The sequence below is a fragment of the Ensifer sp. NM-2 genome, assembly GCF_003024455.1.
In the GTDB taxonomy this organism is placed as follows: Bacteria; Pseudomonadota; Alphaproteobacteria; order Rhizobiales; family Rhizobiaceae; genus Ensifer; species Ensifer canadensis.
Genome location: NZ_PVZR01000002.1, coordinates 206,236 through 228,567 on the forward strand (window position 1 = coordinate 206,236; position 22,332 = coordinate 228,567).

Consider the following 22,332-nt stretch of genomic DNA (forward strand, 5'->3'; position numbering starts at 1 on the left):
CGGATGTGCCTGGGGGCTGATTTGGAGGATCAATCATTGCATTCCTCAAACCGAAGATGGTGACGTCACAGAACGCCTGAAATATGAACCCCGTGTTCGGAAAATCGTTCCAAAACTTCTCAATCGAAAATCCGGCTTTTCGGGTGCTCCGCAGCCCTACGCAGACGAGGCACCGCCATTGATAAGGGCCGGTCGGCCATTTGTGGAACCTCCCCACCCCATTGTCAGTTCCTCCTTCACACCAACAAGGAGAAACTCCATGGCAAAGAATGACCTTACAGCCGGCTTCACTGGCACACCCACCGAACCACCTACTGGCGTTCGCAAAGTAGCAAAGACAGCGGGAGATGTGGTGAAGCGCGAAACCAGTGCTGTGGCTGCTGCGGCCGCTGACCACCCACATACCGCAACGGGTTTGGTGCTTACGATCGGCGCCCTTGCCTTCGCGATCGGCTACATTATGGGGCGATCGTCGATCGAGGACACTAGGCAGGGCTATTGGCGGTAGGAGGCGCGCTGGCGCTTGGAACGCTGTAGTGGATAACAGCGTCTGTTTGCCGCTGTCCGCCCGTCTCGGCGGGTTAAGCGCGGCACGCCATCGCACTCAGACGCAGAGTACCAATCGCGCTCGAATGGAACACTTTCCTTCCAATTAGGTTTAACCAGTTCATTTCAAAGGAGAAACGAAGATGGATCACACTAATCACGTCCGCCTCGCAGCCACAGAACTCACGCCCGCAGTCCTGGAAGGTGCGACAGTTTACGGAGCGGATGACCATAAAGTCGGCAAAGTTGATCATGTGCATGGAGCGGGCGCCGGCAGCAGCGTTATCATTGACGTCGGCGGCTTCCTCGGCATAGGCGCCAAGCCGGTCGCGGTTCCCCTTACCGATCTCGATTTCATGCGGGATGAGGACGGCGACGTCCACGCTATCACGACATGGACCAAGGATCAGCTTAAGGAGATGCCCGAGCATCGCCATTAGCCACTGTAGCCCGGCCTATGTGCCGGGCTTCCTCCGACTGTGGTCAAAAGCACCGCAGGCGGCGAATATCTCCGATCTGATCACATTCGTTCAACGTGCGCACATTGGCGGACTCCCTCACGGAGCTACGGTAAGTCCGCTACGAAGATAGCCGGATGCAACGTATGTCGCCGACCGCCACAAAACTCACGCCTTGAGCGGCGATGAACCAGAGGTCATCGACAGCCAGCATGGTCGGCAGCTCCCAAATCGATGCGCGGCAGGCTCCGTTGCATGTTGCATTGCGGAATAAATGAGGTCATAAAAAAATCACTCACCACGGACCCGGTGAAACTCCGGGTGGCTCTTCTGGCCGCCGATCCGCCAGACCACGCAAAACCTGCATGCCAACTTCAGAACCGCTCGATCGAGCGCGTTCGCCATGCTTTGCGAGAACACATCATATGCATTTTTCCTCCATCCGTCGGGATTGGTCCGCCGCCCCTATGCGCGAAATGCTCGCCGGGGCCGTCGCGACGTTCGCCTTGATCCCCGAGGTCATCGCCTTTTCTTTCGTCGCCGGCGTCGATCCTCAGGTCGGCCTGTTCGCCTCCTTCATCATCGGCATTGTCATCGCTTTCACGGGCGGGCGTCCTGCCATGATTTCCGCTGCTGCAGGATCGGTCGCGCTCGTCGCAGCACCCCTCGTCCACGCGCATGGGCTGCCCTATCTCTTTGCCGCCGGATTGCTCGCGGGCATCTTCCAGATACTGTTTGGGCTCCTCCGGCTCGGCGTTCTCATGCGTTTCGTTTCGAAATCTGTCCGCACAGGCTTCGTCAACGCGCTTGCGATCCTGATCTTTGGAGCCCAGCTACCGCACATCATTGGCGGCGACTGGCTTGCCTACAGCATGCTGGCGGCAGGACTTGCGGTCATCTACCTTGCCCCAAGGGTCACCACGGCGATCCCATCGCCGTTGATCTGTATTTTGGTTCTGACCCTGGTATCGATCTCGTTACAACTCCCGGTGATGACCATTGCCGATCTCGGCAAGTTGCCTGACTCTCTTCCGATCTTTGGCTGGCCCACCGTTCCCCTGACACTGGAAACGCTGAGGATTATCGCAGGGCCGGCGCTCGCCATCGCCATGGTCGGCCTGCTTGAATCTATGATGACTGCCAGTGTGGTGGATGATCTGACGGGAACACCGAGTTCGAAGAACAGGGAGTGCACGGGCCTCGGCATTGCAAATGCCGCGGCAAGCCTGTTCGGCGGGATCGCAGGCTGCGGCATGATCGGCCAGACCATCAGCAACGTGAAGTACGGCGGACGCGGCCGACTATCCACGCTGTTTGCCGGGGCCTTCCTGCTGGTGCTGATGGTCTTGCTGAAGCCATGGGTGTCTCAGGTTCCGGTCGCAGCACTGGTGGCCATCATGGTAATGGTGTCGATCGACACGTTCGATTGGCTTTCATTGCGCAGTGTGATCGTTCACCCCAAGGTGTCGAGCGCGGTCATGATCGCGACCGTCCTCGTCACGGTGTCTACCTCGAACCTGGCACTCGGCGTGGCAGTGGGCGTCCTTCTAAGTGGCGTTTTCTTCACGTTCAAAGTCGCGCGCCTCTTGCGGGTTGAAACCGCGGCCGACGCTGCTGCCGGACGTTTGACATATCGCGTGTTGGGCCAGGTGTTCTTCGCGTCGGCCGACATCTTCGTCGAGGCATTCGATATAGAAGAGGCAAGTGGCATGGCTGTTCTGATCGACGTATCACAGGCACACTTCTGGGACATCACCGCCGTCGATGCTCTGGACAAGGTGGTGGGACGTTACAAGGCGCATGGTATCGCCGTGGATATATTGGGCCTGAACGAGGCGAGTGCCACGTTGATCGGGAGCCTGAATGGGGCGATGAAGCTTAAAGAGGTCTGATCCAGATTATTTGATCCTCAACAAGAGCTGGCCATGAACGCCAAGGACCATGGCCAGCTCTTGTTAAGGTTCTGTCGGCCAACAGCGGCCATCACAATCGTCACGCTTTTGTGGCCGAAGCCGACCTGGCGGCCGGTACCAGAACCAGTATCTCGGGCAAAAATCCGACCTCACTTGGGGGCACCCAAGCGGTCGAGCCAGTCTGTCACCCTTTCAATAGTCTGTCGTTCCTGCGGCGCCTGCATGGAGAAGCCCTCGACCAGGTTCACGGTCGGCGCGTGCGTTGCGAGGACCGACAGGCTATCGCCAAGCCCGTAACCGCCATGGGTGATGAGTGGCACAATGGTTTTGCCCGATAGGTCATGCGCGGAAAGAAACGACCGTATCACCGGAGGCGCCGTCATGCCCCAGATCGGAAAACCGAGGAAGATCGTGGCATAGCTGGCGACGTTGTCCACCGTCGCCCTCAAGGGCGGCTTATAGCCTTGATCGCGTTCCGATTGCGCCTGCGCGACCGTCTCGAAATAGTCGTCGGGATACGGTTGTTCCGGCTCGATCTCGAATAGATCTGCGCCCAGGGCACGGCGGACCTGCCGGGCGACAACCCGCGTGTTTCCGCTGCGCGAAAACACCGCCACGAGCGGCTTCTTGCCCTGTTGGGCCACGGTGGCGGACGCGCTGCCCGCCGCAAGGGTGAGGAACAGCGGCGCCATGAGAAGGCCCCTCCGGGTCGGCTTGCCGAAATCAGTCACGACGGTTCACCTGCCTTTGATTAGAGCCCGGTCATCTTGAGCGATGCTTCGGGAAGACGCTCGCCACGGACCTCGATTTTGGAGACCTCTGCATCGATCTCGGCAAGATCATTAGGCGCCAGCTCCAGATCGGCGCTTCCAAGGTTTTCTTCCAACCGATGGAGCTTGGTGGTGCCGGGAATCGGGACGACCCAGGGCTTTTTCGCCAACAGCCAGGCGAGCGCGATCTGCGCGGGCGTAGCACCTTTGCGATCGGCCACTGCCTTGACCACGCCCACCAGCGCCATGTTCGCCTTGCGCGCTTCGGGTGTGAACCGCGGCACGTGGTTGCGGAAATCCGTCGGATCAAAAGCCGTGTTCTCGTCTATCTTGCCGGTGAGGAAACCGGCGCCGAGCGGGCTGAAGGGAACAAAGCCGATGCCAAGTTGCTCGAGCGCTGGCAGAAGCTCGGCCTCCGGTGCGCGCCAGAACAGCGAGAATTCGCTCTGCACCGCGGTCACGGGCTGGACTGCATGGGCGCGGCGGATGGTCTGGACGCCGGCCTCCGAGAGACCGAAGTGCTTGACCTTGCCTTCGGCGATAAGCTGCTTGACGGCGCCGGCCACGTCTTCGATCGGCACGGCCGGATCGACACGGTGCTGATAGAAGAGGTCGATGCGATCTGTTTTCAGCCGCTTCAACGCCGCCTCCGCCACCGCCTTGACATGTTCGGGACGGCTGTTGGTGCCGCCGCTGCGCGCGCCGGTCTCAAGGTCTATGTCGAAGCCGAACTTCGTGGCAATGACAACCTTGTCGCGGATCGGTCGAAGCGCCTCCCCCAGCAACTCCTCGTTGGTCAAAGGTCCATAGGCTTCTGCCGTGTCGAAAAGCGTCACGCCCAGGTCGTGCGCGTCGTGGATGAGCTGGATCATCTCACTCCTATCCCCAGCGGAGCCGTAGACGCCCGTCATACCCATGCAGCCAAGGCCTAGGGCCGACACTTCAAGATTTCCGAGATATCTGTGTTTCATTGTTTATCCCTTACTTCTTCTCAGGTGCCTCGACGGCCGAGTAGGCCAGAACGGCATCGGGCAAGCGCTGGCCGCGCACCTTTATGGCAGAGACTGCGGCATTGAGTTCTGTGGTCTCTTCGGCGCTGAAGCTGATCGACGTGGCGCCGATATTCTCAAGCAGGTGCGGCATCTGTGTCGTCCCAGGGATCGGTACGATCCACGGCTTTTGCGCCAACAGCCACGCAAGTGCAATTTGAGCCCGGGTCGCCTGCTTCCGGTCAGCCCAGTCATTCAACAATGTCACAAGCGCCAGGTTCGCCGGCAGGTTTTCCGGCGAGAAACGCGATTCGATCCCGCGGATGTCGCCCTGGGCAAAACGCGTCCGCGCGTCGATTGCACCCGTCAAGAAACCGACACCAAGCGGGCTCCATGGAACGAAACCGATGCCGAGTTCCTCGCAGACCGAAAGCACTTGATCTTCAGGCCCACGCCACAGCATCGAATACTCGCTCTGGACGGCCGACACGGGAAGTGCGGCGTGAGCGCGGCGCAATGTGTTAATCCCCATTTCGGAAAGGCCCCAATGCAGGACCTTGCCCTGGTCCATGAGGTCCTTGACTACATCAGCGACATCCTCGATCGGAACGTTCGGATCGACGCGGTGCTGGTAGAGAAGGTCGATGCGGTCCGTGCGCAGACGCTTGAGCATGCCGTCAACCACAAGCTTGATGTGATCCGGACGACTGTTGAGGCCGGGACGGCGCTCGCCGGTTTGGAGGTCGATGTTCCATCCGAATTTCGAGGTGATCACGACGGTATCTCGGAACGGTTCGATGGCTTCGCCAAGAATCCGCTCGCACTCATGCGGGCCATAGGCCTCGGCGGTATCAAAAAAGGTGACGCCGCGCTCGTGGGCCGCACGGATGATGTTGATCATCTCCAGCCGGGACGGGATCGTCGTCTGATAGGTCCGGCCCATGTTCTGAACACCAAGGCCGACGCTTGAGACTTCCAGCGTTCCAAGCTTTCGCCGATCGCTCGACTGGACTGAGGCAGAACTGTCCGCGGTCCCTGCCTGTGCAAAGGCCGGCGAACTCGCACCGGCGAGCAGGGGAGCCACCGCAAGACTTCCCGCCGCGCCGAGGAAGCCTCGACGGCCGATTGTCGTTGTGTCCTCATTCGTCATGTCTTTCGTCCTTCCCTGTGATCGGTTTGCAGACCGTTACCCATCGACCGTCGTGTTTCGGGGCCGAGTGCGTTGCGAACGCAGCCGGAAAAAGCTGGAAGAGATCCGAGTGTCCGGCTGCCCGCACCATTGAGTTCCAAGGTAGCGCGTGACGCCGATGGCGATTAGATGCCATAATCCGCATGAACCTTTTAGTTGAGCTAACAAATCCAGATGGAAAACTTCAACGATCTCGCCGCCTTTGCGGTTATCGCCAGGGAGAAAAGCTTCACGCGGGCTGCTGCAAAACTTGGCGTCTCACCGTCGGCACTCAGCCAGACCATGCGCAATCTCGAGGAGCGACTGGGTCTGCGGCTTTTGACCCGCACGACGCGCAGCGTCTCGTCGACGGAAGCCGGCGAGCGCCTGCTGCGAACGGTTGCGCCGCGCTTCGAAGAGATCGAAGCCGAATTGGTCGCTTTGGGTGAGCTTCGGGACAAGCCGGCCGGGACGGTTCGCATCACGGCCGGTGAACATCCCGCGATCTCGATCCTTCAGCCCGCGCTCAAACGATTTCTCCCTGATTATCCCGACATCCCGGTGGAAATCATCGTCGACTACGGCCTCACCGATATCGTCGCCGAAGGCTATGATGCCGGGGTGCGCATGGGCGAGCAGGTCGCCAAGGATATGATTGCAGTGCGCATCGGCCCCAATATGCGCATGGCGGTCGTGGCGTCGCCAGCCTATTTCGAGCGGCATCCGCTTCCACAAACCCCGCAGGACCTGACCGCCCACACCTGCATCAACATCCGTCTCCCGACCTATGGCGGGCTATTCCCTTGGGGTCTGGAAAAGGACGGACGCGAGGTGAAAGTGCGTGGAGAGGGGCAACTCGTGTTCAATAGCCTGAGCATGCGATTGTCCTCGGCCTTGGACGGACTTGGCGTCGCCTATATGCCCGAAGACCAGGTACTCGCTCATGTTGCCGAGGGGCGGCTGGTGCGCGTTTTGGAGGATTGGTGCCCCTCCTTCCCCGGCTATCATCTGTATTATCCGAGCCGTCGGCAGCAATCGCCTGCTCTCGCATTGCTGGTGGACGTTCTGCGGTATCGCGGCAGCTGAACGGACTGCGCTTGATGCCTGGAGCCCACGTCACAATGTAGTGCGTCAGGCACATGCGGAGCCCGGCAATGGCGAGGCAGTGAACGAAGAAGCCCGCGACAGAGTAGCAAAGGTAAGTGGCCCGGTGCGGCGCACCAAGGCCTTTCCGGTGCACGATCCACCGTTTCTCGGCACTCAGCCGGCAAGGATTTGGTTGCCATCAAGGGCGATATCTCCGCTGCCAAGGCGGCGCAGTACCGCCTCGGCATGGATCTGGGCGAGCGCAACCTGCAATGCAGATGCGCTCGAGCATCACGCCGCCAGGTGTTCGAACAGCCGGGCGACGGCCTCCGCGCCCGGATCGACATGGCCCTCAAGTTGTCGCGCGTTGATATAAGCTGCGCGACCGGCATTGGCCTTGAGGAGCGTCGCCGTCAGGTTTGCTCCTTCCCGAGCCGCCAGGGCGGCCGAACGGACCCCGTCGCCGAGTGCGTCGAGAGCGGGGGAAAGCGCATCGACCATAGTTCGGTCGCCGAGACGCGCACCGCCGATTTCCTGCATCCGGGCAAGTCCTGCCTTCAGCGCATCGCGCATGGGAAGGCCGCTTGACGCAGCGTCGCCGGCTGCGGCGAAGAAGATCGCCAGCAGCACGCCCGACGATCCGCCCATCGTCTGGCTGAGTTCCTGGCCAATCGCCCGGTAGAGTTGGGTATGATCGGAGAGCGGCAGCCGGTCGATCGCATTGATCAGGGCGCGTGCGGCGCCAGCCAGTGTCGAGCCGGTATCGCCATCGCCCGACTTGGCATCCAGCGCATTCAGGTCTTCCTCGGCTGCAACCAGGATCCGGCAGCATTTGACAATGAACTCGCGTGTCTCCCTGTGTTCGGACGACAGCGGCGCAATTGGCGTCAAGCCGTCGGGCAGCATGTTGACGATGACCGGTTTGACCTTTGACACGCCGGGCCATGCCGCCATGGAAACCGGTGCGCTCAGCGCCGCTATTTCCGCTTCGTCAGCTGGATAGACGGACACCGAAAAACCATGCATGTCGAGAGAGGTCATCATCGACGCGGGACCGACGATGTGCGAAATCCGCGCTCCGATCGAGGACGTGATCAGTTCGTGCGCTAGTACCGACATTTCCAGCGTTGAGGTGCCGCCCAGATTGTTGATGAGCGCCACATAGGATCTATCCTCCATGGCCGCTGCAAGTTTGCTTACGGCTGCTTCCATGGCCAGTCGAGCGTCGATGAAGTCGACTTGCTCGACACCGGCCTCCCCATGGATGCCAAGCCCAAGTTCGGCCATGTGGGCCGGAATGCGGTCCTCCTTTGGGGATCCAGGAACCGTACATGTATCGAGGGACATGCCGATGCTCTTCGATCCGGCGGCCACGCGCCGGGCAGCCGCCGTTACCGTTTCCAGATCCGCACCGGCCTCGGCCAACGCTCCTGCAATCTTGTGAACGAAGAGAGTGCCTGCGACACCGCGTGCCTGCGGCAATTCGGGTAATGCCACGTCATCGCCGATGATGACCATGCTGACATTGAGGCCGAAGGCACGCGCGCGTTCGGCGGCGAGACCGAAGTTCAGTCGGTCACCGGTATAATTCTTGACGATCAGAAGGCAGCCGGCTGGACCGGTGACCGCGAGAATGCCGGCAAGAACGGCGTCGACACTGGGCGAGGCAAAGACGTCGCCACAGACGGCAGCGGTCAACATGCCCGCCCCGACGAAGCCCGCATGCGCAGGCTCGTGCCCTGCCCCGCCGCCGGAGACCAGCGCCACCTTGGACTTGTCCCAATCATTGCGCAGAACCACGCGAATATGCGGGTAGCCGTCGAGTCGTGCCAGCGCGCCGCCGCTTATCGCCAGCAGGCCGTCGATCGCCTCGGTGACGACGTCTTCCCTCTTGTTGATGAATTGTGCCATGTGATCCTTCCTCTAAGCTAAGCGCATGCCGGCCGCGTCGAAATAGAGCGGCTCGTCCGGCTGAATTTTCACGGTGTCGCCACTTTTCAGCCTGGTGTGGGCGTCGGTGACGGTGATGAGGTCGTTTTTCTTGAAGGACAGATGAAGACGGGTCTGGTCACCAAGATGCTCGACCCGCCGGACCAATGCCTCCTGGCCGCTGCCCTGTGTGATGTGCTCGGGCCGCAAGCCGATGTGCGCCGCTCTGGATGGTGCGCCGGGAAAAGTGTCGGCGGGAATAATGTTGATGCGGGGCTGGCCGAGCTTTGTTGCCGCATAGATGCTCACCGGATGCTCGTAGACTTCACGCGGGGCGCCGAACTGCACCAGCCGGCCTTCGTGAAGCACGCCGATATGCGTTGCCATTGTCATTGCCTCGATCTGATCGTGGGTGACATAAAGCAGCGTGGCGCCGGACTTGGCCTGGATATTCTTCAGCTCGACGCGCAAATCGGCCCTGAGCTTGGCGTCGAGCGAGCTCAAAGGCTCGTCCATGAGATAGATCTGCGGCGTGCGAACGAGCGCGCGGCCAATGGAGACACGCTGCATTTCGCCGCCCGACAGCGCCGTCGCCTTGTTGTCGAGTTTGTGGGAGATCTGCAGAACCTCGGCGATCGCATTGACCTTGCGGTCAATCGCGTCGCGTGGCGTCTTCAATAGTGGCGATTTCAACGGGAACTCGAGGTTCTGCCGCACCGTCAGATGCGGATAGAGCGAATACTGCTGAAACACCATGGCGACGTTGCGCTGCGCCGGTGAATGTCCCTCGACTGAATGGCCGCCGAAATAGATATTGCCGCTATCGGGGCGATCGAGGCCGGACACCATGCGCAGTGTCGTGGTTTTTCCGGCGCCCGTCGGCCCGAGGAGAACCACAAAGGAACCGTTCGGTATCGTCAGCGACACGTTGTCGAGCGCTGTATGATTGCCAAACTTCTTCGTCACGTTTTCAAGAACGACGTCAGCCATGGCGCAACACTCCCTCATTGGCTTCGGAAAGAAGCGCCTGCCCTTTCACGCCCTCAAATATCGTCAGGGTGGCGGGATCGAACTCAAGACCGATGACTTCCCCGGATCTGACAGCCTGCCTCGAGGACGCACGCGCCTTGACCTCGCCGTTCGGCGTCGCCAGCGTAATGATCTGCGTGGTGCCGAGATATTCCGTGGCAAGCACTCTGCCGCGATACTCAGAGGAATCGGAAAAGCGGATGTGCTCGGGCCTCACCCCAATAGTCAGCTTGCCCTTGGCCCCTTGCCGCGATGACGGAACATCGACCTTCTTCCCCGAAAGCTCGACGACAGTGCCGCCGGCATCGATCATGCCGTCAAAATCGAAGAAGTTCATGGCCGGAGAACCGATGAATTTTGCCACGAATTTGGTTGCCGGCCAGTCATAGATTTCCTGCGGTTTGCCGAACTGCTCAACGACGCCGTGGTTCATCACCACGATCTTGTCGCCCATCTGCATGGCTTCCAGCTGGTCGTGGGTGACGTAGACAGTGGTCGCACCGATCCGGTCGTGAAGTGCACGCAGTTCCTCGGCCATATGCTCGCGGAACTCCGCATCGAGCGCGCCAAGAGGCTCGTCCATGAAAAACGCCTTTGGGCGGCGCACGATAGCACGGCCGAGGGCGACACGCTGGCGGTCGCCGCCCGACAATCCGCCGACCGGGCGGTCAAGGATCGTCTCGATCTTGAGGATGCGCGCCACATCTTCCACGCGTGCCTTGACCTCGGCCCGCGGCATGCCCTGGCTCAGCAGAGGGTAGGAAATGTTCTTGCGTACATTCATATGCGGATAGAGGGCGAACATCTGGAAGACGAAGGCGATGTCGCGCTGGCTTGCCGGCTTCATGCCGACTTCTTCGCCATCGATGAAGATTTCACCGCTGGTCGGCAGTTCCAGACCGGCCATCATTCGCAACGTTGTCGTCTTGCCGCAACCCGATGGTCCCAGCAGCATGAAGAATTCACCGTCCTCCACTGTGAACGAGGAGGACTCGACGGCAGTGAATGCTCCGAACTCCTTGCGCACATTCTGAATTCTGATCTGTGCCATGGGTTACTCCGGAAAATGGCTGACGATGATGAACATGACAGTGCCCACCAGGGTCACGATGAACGAGTAGGAAAACATCGACAGTGCGAACGGCTGCATCAGCATGAACACCCCGAGCGCGATGAGGATCGAAGCGACCATTTCCCATGCGCCGCGCCGGAACCCGCGCAACCCTTTGATAAATTCGGTCATTTGCGAACGGCTCCGAATGTGATGCCACGCAACAGGTGTTTGCGAAGGACAATCGTGAAAATCATGACGGGAACGAGAAACAACGTTGCACCCGCTGCCACGGCCGGCCAGTCCTGGCCGCCGACGCCGATGATCGTGGGAATGAAGGGTGGTGCCGTCTGGGCTGTGCCCGAGGTCAAAAGAACGGCGAAGGCATATTCGTTCCAGGCGAAGATCAGGCAGAAGATCGCTGTCGAGGCAATGCCGGTCATGGCTTGCGGAAGGACGACCTTGTAAAAGGCCTGAAAGCGGGTGTAGCCATCGATCAGCGCCGCTTCCTCGTATTCGATCGGGATTTCGTCGATAAAGCCCTTAAGCAGCCAGACCGCCAGCGACAGGTTGACCGCCGTGTAGAGCAGGATCATGCCGAGATGGGTGTCGTTGAGGCCAAGCGAGCGGAACATCAGGAAGATCGGGATCGCCACGGCAATCGGTGGCATCATGCGCGTCGACAGGATGAAGAACAGCAGGTCATCCTTGAGCGGTACCTTGAAGCGGGAGAAGGCGTAGGCCGCGGCAGTGCCCAAGACTATGCACAGCACCGTCGAACCGAAGCCGATGATGATCGAATTCCAGAACCGTTCCATGAAACGCGATGGGCCGGCGATGATAAAGCCATCCTTGCGCACGATGCGGTCGTACCAGGTCGTCGGTTCCCCAAGGGCTTTGACATCCTCTTCCGTTGCCCGCGTGCGGGTGGTGAAGAGGTTCACATATCCTTCGAGGGTTGGCGAAAAGAACGTTTTGGGCGGATAGGCGATGGCATCGGAGGGCGACTTGAAGCTTGTTCCGATGATCCACAGGAGCGGCAGGATCGTGATCAGGGCGTAAAGGACCACAAGCGTTCCCGCGAACAATTTCTGGCGACCCGAAGGTTCTGTTACGGAATAGCTGCTCATCTCTGTTTCACCTTGTTCAGGGCTTTGACGTAGATCGATGCGAGACCGAAGACCGTCACGAAGAGGATGACCGCGTAGGCGGAGGCATACCCCGTGCGCCATTTTTCGAAGGCTTCGCGCTTCAGGTTGATGGACGTCAGCTCAGTGGTCGACCCGGGACCGCCGCCCGTCAGTTGCACCACAAGGTCGAACATCTTGAAGTTTTCAATGCCGCGGAAGAGGATCGCCAGCATCAGAAACGGAAGGACCAGGGGAATTGTGATCGTCCAGAACTGCCGCCATTTGCTGGCCCGGTCGCATTCCGCCGCTTCATAGATGCTGCCAGGGATGGACCGTAGCCCCGCCAGGCAAATCAGCATGACGAAAGGCGTCCACATCCAGGTATCGACGATTACGATGGCCCACGGTGCCAGCGGCACGTCGCCGATCATCGAAAAGGCGGACGGGTCGGCTCCAGTCAAGAACCCCACGGCGTAATTGAACAGGCCGATCTGCGGCTGGTAGAGAAATGTCCAGAAGTTGCCGACAACCGCCGGGCTCAACATCATCGGCAGCACGATGATCGTCGTCCACATGTCGTTGCCGCGAAATTTCTTGTTGATCAGATAGGCCAGCGCGAAGCCAATCAGAACCTGGAGGACGATCGTCCAGATCAGGAAATGGGCCGTCGCCTGCATCGTCAACCAGACGTCCGAGTCTGTCAGGATATTGATGTAGTTCTTGAGCCCGACGAAACTGACCTCGGCATTCGGCCGATTGACCCGAAAATTGGTAAAACTCAGCCGGATTGTCCATATCAACGGAAAGATGTTGACGGCGAGCAACAGGAAGATCGACGGTGCCACGAAAAGCCAGGCAATGGCCCGATCTGAGAGCCCTTGGATGCGTTTGGCAACGACTGGTGGCGTTGCGCGTGCCGCCCGTTCGATCGATGAATCGAGCATAGTAGTCCCCTAATTCATAAGCAGATTGGTTCGCAGGACCGGCTAAAGAGCGCCGGTCCTGCACAGACATCTGAAGCCGCGAGGAGGTACGCGGTCAGCGTCTAGTATTTGCCTTCGTCGTCGAAGATCTCGGTCCAATCGGCAGCCAGGCCGTCAAGCGCTTCCTTGGCCGTGCCCTGACCGGCGACGACGTAGTTGTGGAAGCGTTTTTGCGAGGCCTGTAGGAGCGAGGCGTAGGACGGTTCCGCCCAGAAGTCCTTCACGATTGCCATGGAATCCAGAAAGGTCTGCGCGTAAGGCTGGCTCGTGGCAAAGCCGGGGTCTTCAACGACCGCGCGCAATGCGGAATAGCCCCCCAGCTGCCACCATTTGGCCTGGATATCGGGCTGAGCGAACCATTTGATATATTCAAGGGCAGCATCTTGCTTGTCTGATGCTGCGACTACGGAGATGCCCTGGCCGCCCAACTGCGCGAACTGCACGCCGTCGGGACCGGCCGGATTTGCGAAGTAACCAGACTTGTCGCCACCGACTTTGGGATCGGCATGGATGCCGGGCCAGGTGAAGGCGAAGTTCATCTGCAGGGCAACCTGGCCGGACTTGTAAGCGTCGATGTTCTCGGACATGTAGGCGTCGGACGATCCGGGAGGAGCGCAGCAATTATAGAGCTCCTTGTAGAATTCCAGACCTTTCACGGACTTGTCTGAATTGACAAACCCTTCGAGCTCATAGGGCTTGTCCGGATTCTGATATTCGAAGCCAAAGCTGTAGAGCACGTCCATCGCGCCCATTGTGATGCCCTCGGATCCGCGCTCGGTATAGATCGCGGCGCCGTAAACCTTGTTGCCGTCGATCTCGCGATTCTGGAAAAACGCGGCGATATCTTTGAGTTCTGCGAACGTCTTCGGCACGGCAAGATCGCGGCCGTATTTCTGCTTGAATTCCGCCTGCAGTTCAGGGCGAGAGAACCAATCTTTGCGATAGCTCCAACCAACGACGTCACCGAAGGCAGGCAGCGCCCAGTAGTTCGGCGAACCCTTCGGCCACTCGGCATAACCTGTGACGGTCGCCGGGATGAAATCGCTCATCTTGATGCCTTCCTTGCCAAAGAAGTCATTGAGCTTGACGTATTGGCCGTTTTCCGCCGCGCCGCCGATCCACTGGCTGTCGCCGATCATCAGGTCGCAAAGCTTGCCGCCGGAATTCAGCTCATTGAGCATACGGTCGGCGAAGTTCGGCCACGGCACGAATTCGAAACTCATCTTGTGGCCGGACTTGGCTTCGAAGTCCTTGCTGAGCGCAACAAGCGCATTGGCCGGATCCCAGGAAGCCCAGCACAGCGTCAAATCCTCGGCTTGCGCCTGCGTCGTTGCGCCCAGCGCCAAAAATGCGGTTGCGACACCGGCGCCAAGCGCCGATTTCAAATATGAACTTGGCATGGAAATCTCCTCCAGCGTGACACTCCGACCTCCATCGGCACGTGCCTCGCGCTCTCAACGAGTTGCGACAGACTCGAAGATTCGCCCTCCTTGGAGCGACCCTCCCCTCCAGCGTCGGCGCACTCCTCTGGCCGCTGCTGTTGTCAATCATATAACTGAGGTGCGCACCTCAGTGCAAGGTTTTTTTGAGGTGCGCACCTCAATTTCTTGCTTTTTCGCTTGTGCTGTTGGAAAAGAGGCGGTGGGCGGCAACAGGAGGATGGTGAAAAAAGATGATGCGACCGACGGCGAAAGACCTGGCGGAAGCAGCCGGATTGAGTTTGGCGACAGTCGATCGCGTTTTGAACGACCGGCCGAATGTCAGTGCTGGAGCCGTACGAAAAGTGAACGAAGCCATTGAACGAATTGGTTTTTTTCGCAATCCGGCGGCTGTTGTCCTGGCTCGCAACAAGCTCTACCGCTTTCGCTTCGTTCTCCCAAGCAAAGGCGATCAATATCTTCTGGAGCTGCTGCAACGTGTTCGGGAGGCAAGTCAAACGCTCAAATCCGAGTTGACGGAAATAACCGTCGATCAAATTCCAACGGACGATCCGCATCAGCTTTCACGGCATCTGGCCTCGATCGAACACGAAGAGGTGGATGGCGTCGCCGTCATGGCGCCTGAGTCACCACAGGTGCGCGACGCGCTCAGCCGGCTGATGCTGCGCGGCATTCATCTGGTCCAGTTTTTGTCCGGACAGGAAAAGTTGGAAACTGCAGACTTTGTTGGCGTCGACAACTTCGCAGCCGGTGCAACAGCGGGCAAGATCATTGGCCGGTTCCTCGGCCGGGAAGTCGGCAAGATCATGATCGTCGCGGAAACCATGGTGGCGCGCGACAGTATCGAGCGCCGCCGCGGCTTTGACAGCATCATCAATCAGCAGTTCCCTCACCTGACGAACCTGCCGTCGCTCGAGACCTATGGGGATGAACGGCGGGCGACAGCGATTATACGGCAAGTCATGGAACATAATCCGGATATCAGGGCCGCTTATGTCATGAGCCCGGAAAGCCGCGTGCCTGTTACGGCGATCAGGCAGCGTATGGACGCGCAAAAGATCGTCATCGTTGTCCACGAACGCACGCCCTTCAGCGAAGAAGCTCTCCGCAACGACCAGATCGATACCATTATTGCACAGGACCCCGGGCACGCGGTGCGCAGCGCCATACGCATCATGCGCGCTCGCACCGATGAGCGCGAGCCGATCGCGTCGCAGGAAAAGATCCGTATTGAGGTCCTGCTCAAGGAGAATTTGTGATCGAGGGATGCGAGGCTGCCACTCTCTTGTGGCGTCGAACATCGCAACGCGACAGGTAGCATCCGCCTATCTGAAGACGATCGCCGAACAAGGATTGCTTCAAGAAATAGAGGTCGGCCGCGAAAATCTCAATGTTAAGCCGGCCTTGCTTTCGCTCCTGTCGAAATGCCCAGCTGATCTTTGCCCGGACCGGACGCAGGGAGTAGTCGCCCGGCGACAAAGGTCGCCAATCGACGCCAAGAACTGGGCTGGACGACGCTTCCTGGTGAGTTTCTGCTTGAAACCCGTGGGCCGGGCTTGGTCCCTAGCCGCGCTGAACCGCTAGGAAAACAGCTATAATCAAGAGCAGGAACAGCCCGGCTGCGGCCGCCGCTATGCCCAGGACAGCGAACCATGTCTGCGCGCTAAGAAGGCTTGGTCGCTGGCCGTCAGCCTTCTTCGTGCCGAGAAACGCCAAAGTTCCGAGGAGAACCGGCGTGCCTCCTCCAACGACCATCGCCATTGCGCCTTCCGGAGCAGTGGTTCGCCAGATCATTCCGAACAGGTAAATGCCGGCAATCGTCCCAACGATGAGGGCGCCAAAAATCAGAAGAATGCGCATTGCGACCCTTTCGACGACCAGAATTTGAGAGAGTCTACGCGAAAAAGATTTGGATCGGCAATGTCGGTGTGGACCGCGATTTTCGCGGCGCTTCTGCTGGTCATATTGTCCAGCTTTGCACCGCAGCAGATTGACACCCGTGTCAGGATCAAGAGAGAATCCTCTATCCCTTCAGAGGCCCACTTGCGCGGCGAGAGTCTGCCCGCGCATAACGCTTCAGGGTCGACCGGGCATTCGGAGTTGACGTCAATGATGGCCACGGGTGACGAAGGTGCGGATCGAATTCACTGTTTTGCGATTTCCAAAGACGCCTGGTACGCGGCAATTTTTGCACTGAGAGACCAAGGATGGTCTCTCGATATGGGTGGCGGCCTTGACCATTCATGGGCGGTGCTGGAACGAGACGGCATTCGCATAGAGATGGAATACGATATCTGGAGCGAGGGAGAGATGGTCGTAGCCGCCGGTGACCTAGTGAAATTGAGAGCCAATTTTCCAACGACCGTCCTTGTGGAATTGGGATTGATTTGAGGGAGGCGCGGAAGGAGCCGTGGCCCAAGGAGCTCGCCTCCTCATTCGTTGGCTAGCGCACCTTGCGCCCTGTGGTGGCTCGCCCGGAACAGGGTTCGGGTATAGTCGTGCTGCATATCGCCGGAGCGCAATTGCGCGCGGGTCAGCGTTTCGACCGGGCGGGCGTTCTGCATCACCATCAGCCGGTCGCACATGTAGGAGATGACCGCAAGGTCGTGGCTGACGATCACGAAAGTCAGGTTCAGCTCCCGGCGGAGCCGGTTCAGGAGGTTGAGGATTTCGGCCTGGACCGAAACGTCGAGCGCCGAGGTCGGTTCGTCGAGCAGGAGCAAGCGGGGGGAGAGCGACAGAGCGCGGGCGATCGCCACGCGCTGCCGCTGGCCGCCGGACAGCTCGTGCGGGAAGCGGAAACGGTGCGCAGCCGTCAGGCCGATCATTTCCAGGAGCTCGACTGTGCGGGCGTCGACGTCCGACATGCGGTTGATCCACATCGGCTCGGCGATCGCCCGGCCGATTGTGTAGCGGGGATGGAGTGAGGCGTAGGGATCCTGGAACACCATCTGCGCCACATGCACCAGATCTCGCCGTCGCCCCTTGCGCGGGTCGATGCCCCCTATGCGGATATCGCCGGTCCAGCGGGGCGTAAGGCCCATGAGGGTGCGCAGCACGGTCGACTTGCCCGATCCGCTTTCGCCGACGAGGCCGAAGCTCTCGCCGGCTGCCACCGACAGGCTGAGGTCTTGGACGGCCACCGCGCTGCCGAAATGGACGCTGAGATTGTCGATCCGGATCATGCACGCACCTCGTTCCAGCTTGCGTCCCGCTCCAGGGTTGGCAGCGGCGTCAGCGGCCCGTCGATGGCCGGCAGGCAGGCGATAAGCCCCCGTGTATAAGGATGCTTCGCTTCGTGCATCCGTCGCGCATCCAGTGTTTCGACGACCTGACCGGCATACATGACCAGCACCCGGTCGCAGAAGCGCGAGACGAGGTTGAGGTCGTGACTGATGAAGATCAACCCCATCCCGCGGCGTTGGACAAGCTCCTCCATGATCTCCAGCACCTGGGCCTGCACCGTCACATCGAGGGCGGACGTGGGCTCGTCGGCGATCAGCAGCTCCGGTTCGCGCACCACCATCATCGCGATCATCACGCGTTGGCCCATGCCGCCGGAAAGCTCGTGCGGGTAGAGATCGAACACCCGCTCCGGCGCACGGATGTGCACGGCTTCCAGCACCTCCAGCACCTTCCTGCGTATCGCCGCGCGGGGCAGCGAACGATCGCCGAGCCGGATGGCTTCCGCGATCTGCTTGCCGACGCGCATGACCGGATTGAGCGAGAATTTCGGGTCCTGCAGGATCATTCCCATGCGGCTGCCGCGCAAGTGACGGCGCAGCCGCGGCGTGGCCGTCAGGAGATCGATGCCGGCAAAGGACATGGCTTCGGCCGACACCCGCGCATGGCCGGGCAGCACGCCCATCAACGCCCGGCTGGAAAGGCTCTTACCGGAACCACTTTCGCCGACGATGCCGAGCTTCTCCCGGCCGACACTGAATGACACGCCCTTGACCGCTTCGATGATCCCACCGCCCTCGCCGACAAAACCGACGCGCAGGTTTTCTACGTTCACAAGTGTCTCGCTCATGCGCGCCTCCTGAGGTGTGGATCAAGCAGGTCGCGCATGGCGTCCCCCAGAAGATTGAACCCGAGGCTGACGACGAAGATGGCAAAGCCGGGCATTGTTGCCACCCACCACTGGTCGAAGATGAACTTGCGGCCGGTCGAGATCATCGCGCCCCATTCCGGTAGCGGCGGCTGGGCGCCAAGACCGATGAAGCCGAGCCCCGCCGCCGTCAGAATGATGCCGGCCATGTCCAGCGTCATGCGTACGATGACCGACGAAAGGCACATGGGAATGACGTGGCAGAAGACGATGCGGAATTCGGACCCTCCGGCAAGCCGCACGGCATTGACATAGTCGCTGTCGCGCACGACGAGCGCTTCCGCCCGTGCCAGCCGCGCATAGGGCGGCCAGGCGGTGAGCGTGATCGCTAGCGCCGCATTGACGATGCCGGGGCCGAGCGCGGCGACGAAGGCGAGTGCCAGCAGCAGCTTGGGAACCGCCAGGAACACATCGGTTATGCGCATGAAAACCGCATCGACCCAGCCGCCGGACGTTCCCGCCACCGCGCCGATGACGAGGCCGATGGGGACCGATGTGGCGACGACCAGGCCGACGATCAGAAGGGTCAGGCGCGCACCAAAAAGGACGCGGGAGAAGATGTCGCGCCCCAGCTCGTCCGTGCCGAGCCAGTTCTCGCCGCTTGGCGGCGAGAGACGCCGCACGAGATCGGGCAGGTAGGGATCGTGCGAGGCGAGGAGCGGAGCGAAGACGGCGCTCAGCACCAGCACACCGAGGATGGCGAGGCCGAGCATGCCGAGCGGATTGCCCGCAAAGCGACGGGCGAACTGCCAGAATTCGCCGACGCGGGCACGCCGCAGCTGGCGCCGGCTGTCGGCAAGGGCAAGGTTCGTTGCGGTCATGGTGGCCTCCTACCGGCGACGAAGGTTGGAGCGCGGATCGAGCATCTGGTACAGCACGTCCGAGATCATGTTGAGCAGGATGAAGACGGTGCCGACAAGCACCGTGCCGCCGAGAACGGCGTTGACATCAGCCCGGAAGAGCGATGAGGCGATGTAGTTGCCGATGCCCGGCCAGGCGAAGACCGTCTCGACGAGCACCGAACCCTCGAGCAGGCCGCCATAGGAGAGCGCGATGACCGTCACGAGCGGGATCGCGGCATTGCGCAGCGCATGGAGCATGACGGTCCGATACTCCGTCGCCCCCTTGAGACGGGCCGTCAGCACATATTCCCTCGATAACTGGTCGAGCATCATCGAACGCGTCATGCGCGAGATATAGGCGAGGCTGTAATAGCCGAGCAGCACCGCCGGCAGCACGATATGGCTCCACGCATTGGCGAAGACCTCCCATTCGCCGGCAATCAACGAGTCGATCAGCAACGAACCCGTCACCGGCTTGACGATACCCTGGAAGAAGATGTCGATCTGCCCTGGTCCCGACACCCAGTCGAGCCTGGAATAGAAGACGAAGAGGCCGACCAGCCCGAGCCAGAAGATCGGCACGGAATAGCCGATAAGGCCGACGAAGCGTATGAGATAGTCCGGCCATCGGTCATGCCAGTAGGCGGCGGCGACCCCCACGGGTACGCCTACCAGCGTGCCAATCAGCAGACCGAGCGTCGCCAGCTCCAGCGTTGCCGGGAAGAAGCCGGCAAGGTCGGACAGCACGGGCCGATTGGTGACGAACGACGTACCGAAATCGCCTTGCACGAGCTTGCCGGCATAGACAAGGAATTGCTGCCAGAGGGGCTTGTCCAGCCCCATTTCGAGGAAGACGCGCTGGTAGACTTCCTCGCTCGCCTTCTGGCCGACCACCGAGAGGACCGGATCGATCGGCACCATGCGGCCGATGCAGAAGGTGAGCGCCACGAGGCCGAGCAGGGTGATGCCCACGGTCACGAACAGGAAAAGGATCCGGCCGGTGAAGCCGAGAACCCGGTTGAAGAGAACTGCCGGCACGACCCACTCCGGTTTGATTGTTTGCGATCGACGCTCGGCCGCGAACCGGGACCGAATCCCATTCGCGGCCGAGTGCTGTTCGGACGTTTACTTGCTCACGTTCCAGTAGCGGTCGTCGGAAAAGGTCTGCCCCAGGACGAGGCCCTTGACCGAGCTGCGCACCCCGACCTTGCGGACTTGCTGGAACATGTAGAGGAAGGGCGAAGTGTCGGTATGGGCCTTCTGCATGGCCTGATACATGGCCTGCCGCTTCACCGTATCCTGCTCGCGAACAGCCGCCATCGCATCTTGCGACAGTTTTCCGGCATCCCAGCCGAAACGGTCGGCGAGACCGGTGGAGCCATCCGGCGCGTCCTTCTTGTTGACGGCGAAAGCCTTGGCGTTGGAATGCGGGTCGGGATAGTCAGGTCCCCACAGGCCGAACCAGATGTCGAGGCTTGCCGAGCGGTAGCGCTCCAGCCATTGCTGGCCATCGACCACCTCCAGATTGAGCTTGACGCCGGCCTGCGCCATGGTCGCCTGGATGGCCTGTGCAAAGTCCGTGTAGGGCGGCGTGTTCCAGACGACGGAATCCAGCGTGAACTCGCCGGAAACGCCGGCCTCGCCGAGCAGCTTCTTGGCCTTCTCGATGTCCGGCTTGTAGGGGTTGTAGTCGATCGCACCGAGGAAGCCCTTCGGCACCAGCGTCTGGTGCACCTCCATCGTGCCGCGTGAGATCGTGTCGACGATACCTTGATAGTCCACGAGATACTTCAGTGCCTCGACGACCTTGGGCTTGGCCAGATACTCGTTCCGCACATTCAGACCCATGTAGTAGATCGTGCCCGAACGGCCGTCGACGAAGCCGACATCCGCATTGTCCTCCAGCGCGCCGAAATCATCGGGGCCGAGTTTGTTGGCGATGTCGATGTCACCCTTTTCGAGCAGCAGGCGCTGGGCCGCGCTTTCCGGAATGTGCTGGAGGAAGATGCGCTCCAGCCCACCGGTTTCGCCGGCATAGTTCGGGTTGCGGGTCAGTAGGATCGATTGCTTCGGCTCCCAGCGCGTCAGCACATAGGGGCCAGAGCCGGCGGAATTTTCGGCCTTCAGCCATGCATTGCCGAAGTCGCCGCTGACCTCGTGCTCCTGCACAAGCTTGGAATCGACGATGCCGCCCACATAGGAAGACAGGCAGTAGTAGAGGAACGAGGGTGCATAGGTGTCGCCGATCTCGATGACCAGCGTCATGTCGTCGGTCGCCTTGATGCGTTCGTTGGCGTTTTCCGGCGTGAAGCCGAACTGGGTAAGGATGAAGGCTGAGCGCGACTTCATCTGGACCACGCGGCGCAGCGAATATTCCGCATCCTTCGCCGTCACCGGATTGCCGGAGGCGAACTTCAGCCCCGGGCGCATCTTGAACGTATAGGTCTTGCCGTCGGGCGAGGCCGTCCACGTTTCGGCGAGCACGCCGATGATCTTGCTGGAATCGTCGGGCGCGACGCTCACCAGCGGCTGATAAATCTGGTTCGCGGCGAGAACGCCGCCGAGTTCCGATACTTCACCAGGATCGAGCGTGATGATGTCGTCGATGGTGTCGGCCACGACGAGCGTGTTCTTCGGCGTTTCGGCCAGCGCATGAGTCGTCGCCAGCGCCAGCGCCACCATCGCTCCGCTTACCAGTCTTTGTACGCGCATGTTTCCTCCTTCAGCCGGCCAGGATTTCACCTGGTGCCGCCTGCTCCCGTGTTATTGTTCTGGAATTGCATTCCCGCGCAGCTGCACGGGCCTTGATCGTCCCACCTTGCGGGCTGGCCCTGTCACGAGGCATGGAACCGGCAAGGCAGCGTTTACCGGATCGGGCGACCTCCACC

The 22,332-nt window shown here is 60.4% G+C and carries 23 protein-coding genes and 1 other annotated feature; of the genes, 7 read left to right on the forward strand and 16 right to left on the reverse strand.

All coding sequences use genetic code 11. The annotated features are described in order from the left end of the window. Positions 1–259: 259 nt before the first annotated feature. The 3 genes from C6558_RS06175 to C6558_RS06185 all read left to right on the forward strand — a co-directional run bounded on the left by C6558_RS06175 (position 260) and on the right by C6558_RS06185 (position 2,896). Entirely contained in the window at positions 260–508 is a 249-nt protein-coding gene (locus tag C6558_RS06175; RefSeq protein WP_057207172.1) for a hypothetical protein, read from the forward strand. A 181-nt stretch (positions 509–689) separates the two neighbouring features. Continuing rightward, positions 690–986, forward strand: a complete 297-nt coding sequence (locus C6558_RS06180; RefSeq protein ID WP_082523550.1) for a PRC-barrel domain-containing protein — start codon at positions 690–692, stop codon at positions 984–986. Between the two features lie 317 nt (positions 987–1,303). After that, positions 1,304–1,359: a sequence feature (sul1 is cis-regulatory element that is thought to sense ions involved in sulfur or methionine metabolism; They are found in Alphaproteobacteria), on the forward strand. 70 nt (positions 1,360–1,429) lie between these two features. Continuing rightward, positions 1,430–2,896: a SulP family inorganic anion transporter gene (locus C6558_RS06185; protein WP_107026981.1), complete on the forward strand. Its 1,467-nt coding sequence runs from the start codon at positions 1,430–1,432 to the stop codon at positions 2,894–2,896. A 170-nt stretch (positions 2,897–3,066) separates the two neighbouring features. Here the strand turns inward: C6558_RS06185 and C6558_RS06190 are convergent, their stop codons facing one another. Genes C6558_RS06190 through C6558_RS06200 form a run of 3 tightly spaced genes read right to left on the reverse strand, consistent with a single transcriptional unit; the run spans position 3,067 to position 5,826 of the window. Continuing rightward, entirely contained in the window at positions 3,067–3,609 is a 543-nt protein-coding gene (locus C6558_RS06190; RefSeq protein WP_025430278.1) for a flavodoxin, read from the reverse strand. Positions 3,610–3,668: 59 nt separating this feature from the next. Next, entirely contained in the window at positions 3,669–4,658 is a 990-nt protein-coding gene (locus C6558_RS06195; RefSeq protein ID WP_107026982.1) for an aldo/keto reductase, read from the reverse strand. 10 nt (positions 4,659–4,668) lie between these two features. Continuing rightward, positions 4,669–5,826, reverse strand: a complete 1,158-nt coding sequence (locus C6558_RS06200) for an aldo/keto reductase (protein WP_107026983.1) — start codon at positions 5,824–5,826, stop codon at positions 4,669–4,671. A 213-nt stretch (positions 5,827–6,039) separates the two neighbouring features. On the opposite strand from C6558_RS06200, the gene C6558_RS06205 reads away from it, so the two are divergent. Next, the gene (locus C6558_RS06205; protein WP_199196977.1) at positions 6,040–6,930 is read left to right on the forward strand and encodes a LysR family transcriptional regulator; all 891 of its coding nucleotides are present in this window, start codon (positions 6,040–6,042) and stop codon (positions 6,928–6,930) included. A gap of 291 nt (positions 6,931–7,221) precedes the next feature. Here C6558_RS06205 and C6558_RS06210 read toward each other — a convergent pair whose 3' ends face one another. The 7 genes from C6558_RS06210 to C6558_RS06240 form a co-directional block, all read right to left on the reverse strand. Beyond that, complete coding sequence (locus tag C6558_RS06210; RefSeq protein WP_107026985.1) at positions 7,222–8,841, reverse strand: dihydroxyacetone kinase subunit DhaK; 1,620 nt, start codon at positions 8,839–8,841, stop codon at positions 7,222–7,224. 12 nt (positions 8,842–8,853) lie between these two features. Continuing rightward, complete coding sequence (locus C6558_RS06215) at positions 8,854–9,849, reverse strand: ABC transporter ATP-binding protein (RefSeq protein ID WP_107026986.1); 996 nt, start codon at positions 9,847–9,849, stop codon at positions 8,854–8,856. Further along, positions 9,842–10,939, reverse strand: a complete 1,098-nt coding sequence (locus C6558_RS06220; protein ID WP_057216945.1) for an ABC transporter ATP-binding protein — start codon at positions 10,937–10,939, stop codon at positions 9,842–9,844. The genes C6558_RS06215 and C6558_RS06220 overlap by 8 nt, the downstream gene beginning before the upstream one ends. A gap of 3 nt (positions 10,940–10,942) precedes the next feature. Then, on the reverse strand, positions 10,943–11,131 hold the full coding sequence (locus C6558_RS06225; RefSeq protein WP_025430285.1) for a hypothetical protein: 189 nt from the start codon (positions 11,129–11,131) through the stop codon (positions 10,943–10,945). Next, entirely contained in the window at positions 11,128–12,069 is a 942-nt protein-coding gene (locus C6558_RS06230; RefSeq protein WP_025430286.1) for a carbohydrate ABC transporter permease, read from the reverse strand. The genes C6558_RS06225 and C6558_RS06230 overlap by 4 nt, the downstream gene beginning before the upstream one ends. Then, positions 12,066–13,013, reverse strand: a complete 948-nt coding sequence (locus C6558_RS06235) for a carbohydrate ABC transporter permease (protein WP_025430287.1) — start codon at positions 13,011–13,013, stop codon at positions 12,066–12,068. Before C6558_RS06235 ends, C6558_RS06230 begins: the two co-directional genes overlap by 4 nt. A gap of 101 nt (positions 13,014–13,114) precedes the next feature. After that, on the reverse strand, positions 13,115–14,452 hold the full coding sequence (locus C6558_RS06240) for an ABC transporter substrate-binding protein (RefSeq protein WP_107026987.1): 1,338 nt from the start codon (positions 14,450–14,452) through the stop codon (positions 13,115–13,117). 275 nt (positions 14,453–14,727) lie between these two features. On the opposite strand from C6558_RS06240, the gene C6558_RS06245 reads away from it, so the two are divergent. Together C6558_RS06245 and C6558_RS41540 are read left to right on the forward strand one after the other, a co-directional pair. Continuing rightward, a complete protein-coding gene (locus tag C6558_RS06245) occupies positions 14,728–15,750 on the forward strand; it encodes a LacI family DNA-binding transcriptional regulator (protein WP_057226324.1) in 1,023 nt (340 codons plus the stop codon). A gap of 7 nt (positions 15,751–15,757) precedes the next feature. After that, complete coding sequence (locus tag C6558_RS41540) at positions 15,758–16,075, forward strand: hypothetical protein (RefSeq protein ID WP_371412237.1); 318 nt, start codon at positions 15,758–15,760, stop codon at positions 16,073–16,075. Here the strand turns inward: C6558_RS41540 and C6558_RS06250 are convergent. Continuing rightward, positions 16,055–16,351, reverse strand: a complete 297-nt coding sequence (locus C6558_RS06250) for a hypothetical protein (RefSeq protein ID WP_025430290.1) — start codon at positions 16,349–16,351, stop codon at positions 16,055–16,057. The genes C6558_RS41540 and C6558_RS06250 overlap by 21 nt on opposite strands. Positions 16,352–16,411: 60 nt before the next feature. Between C6558_RS06250 and C6558_RS06255 the strand changes: the two genes are divergently transcribed. Further along, positions 16,412–16,882, forward strand: a complete 471-nt coding sequence (locus C6558_RS06255) for a hypothetical protein (protein WP_107026988.1) — start codon at positions 16,412–16,414, stop codon at positions 16,880–16,882. Between the two features lie 41 nt (positions 16,883–16,923). Here the strand turns inward: C6558_RS06255 and C6558_RS06260 are convergent, their stop codons facing one another. From C6558_RS06260 to C6558_RS06280, 5 genes are all read right to left on the reverse strand, one after another. Then, positions 16,924–17,676, reverse strand: a complete 753-nt coding sequence (locus C6558_RS06260) for an ABC transporter ATP-binding protein (RefSeq protein ID WP_057207163.1) — start codon at positions 17,674–17,676, stop codon at positions 16,924–16,926. After that, a complete protein-coding gene (locus C6558_RS06265; RefSeq protein ID WP_057207162.1) occupies positions 17,673–18,524 on the reverse strand; it encodes an ABC transporter ATP-binding protein in 852 nt (283 codons plus the stop codon). The genes C6558_RS06260 and C6558_RS06265 overlap by 4 nt, the downstream gene beginning before the upstream one ends. Next, positions 18,521–19,423, reverse strand: coding sequence for an ABC transporter permease (locus C6558_RS06270; RefSeq protein WP_057207161.1), 903 nt, complete (start codon positions 19,421–19,423; stop codon positions 18,521–18,523). The genes C6558_RS06265 and C6558_RS06270 overlap by 4 nt, the downstream gene beginning before the upstream one ends. Positions 19,424–19,432: 9 nt before the next feature. Then, entirely contained in the window at positions 19,433–20,482 is a 1,050-nt protein-coding gene (locus C6558_RS06275) for an ABC transporter permease (protein WP_245449130.1), read from the reverse strand. Positions 20,483–20,569: 87 nt separating this feature from the next. Then, a complete protein-coding gene (locus tag C6558_RS06280) occupies positions 20,570–22,156 on the reverse strand; it encodes an ABC transporter substrate-binding protein (RefSeq protein WP_057207159.1) in 1,587 nt (528 codons plus the stop codon). Positions 22,157–22,332 lie beyond the last annotated feature (176 nt).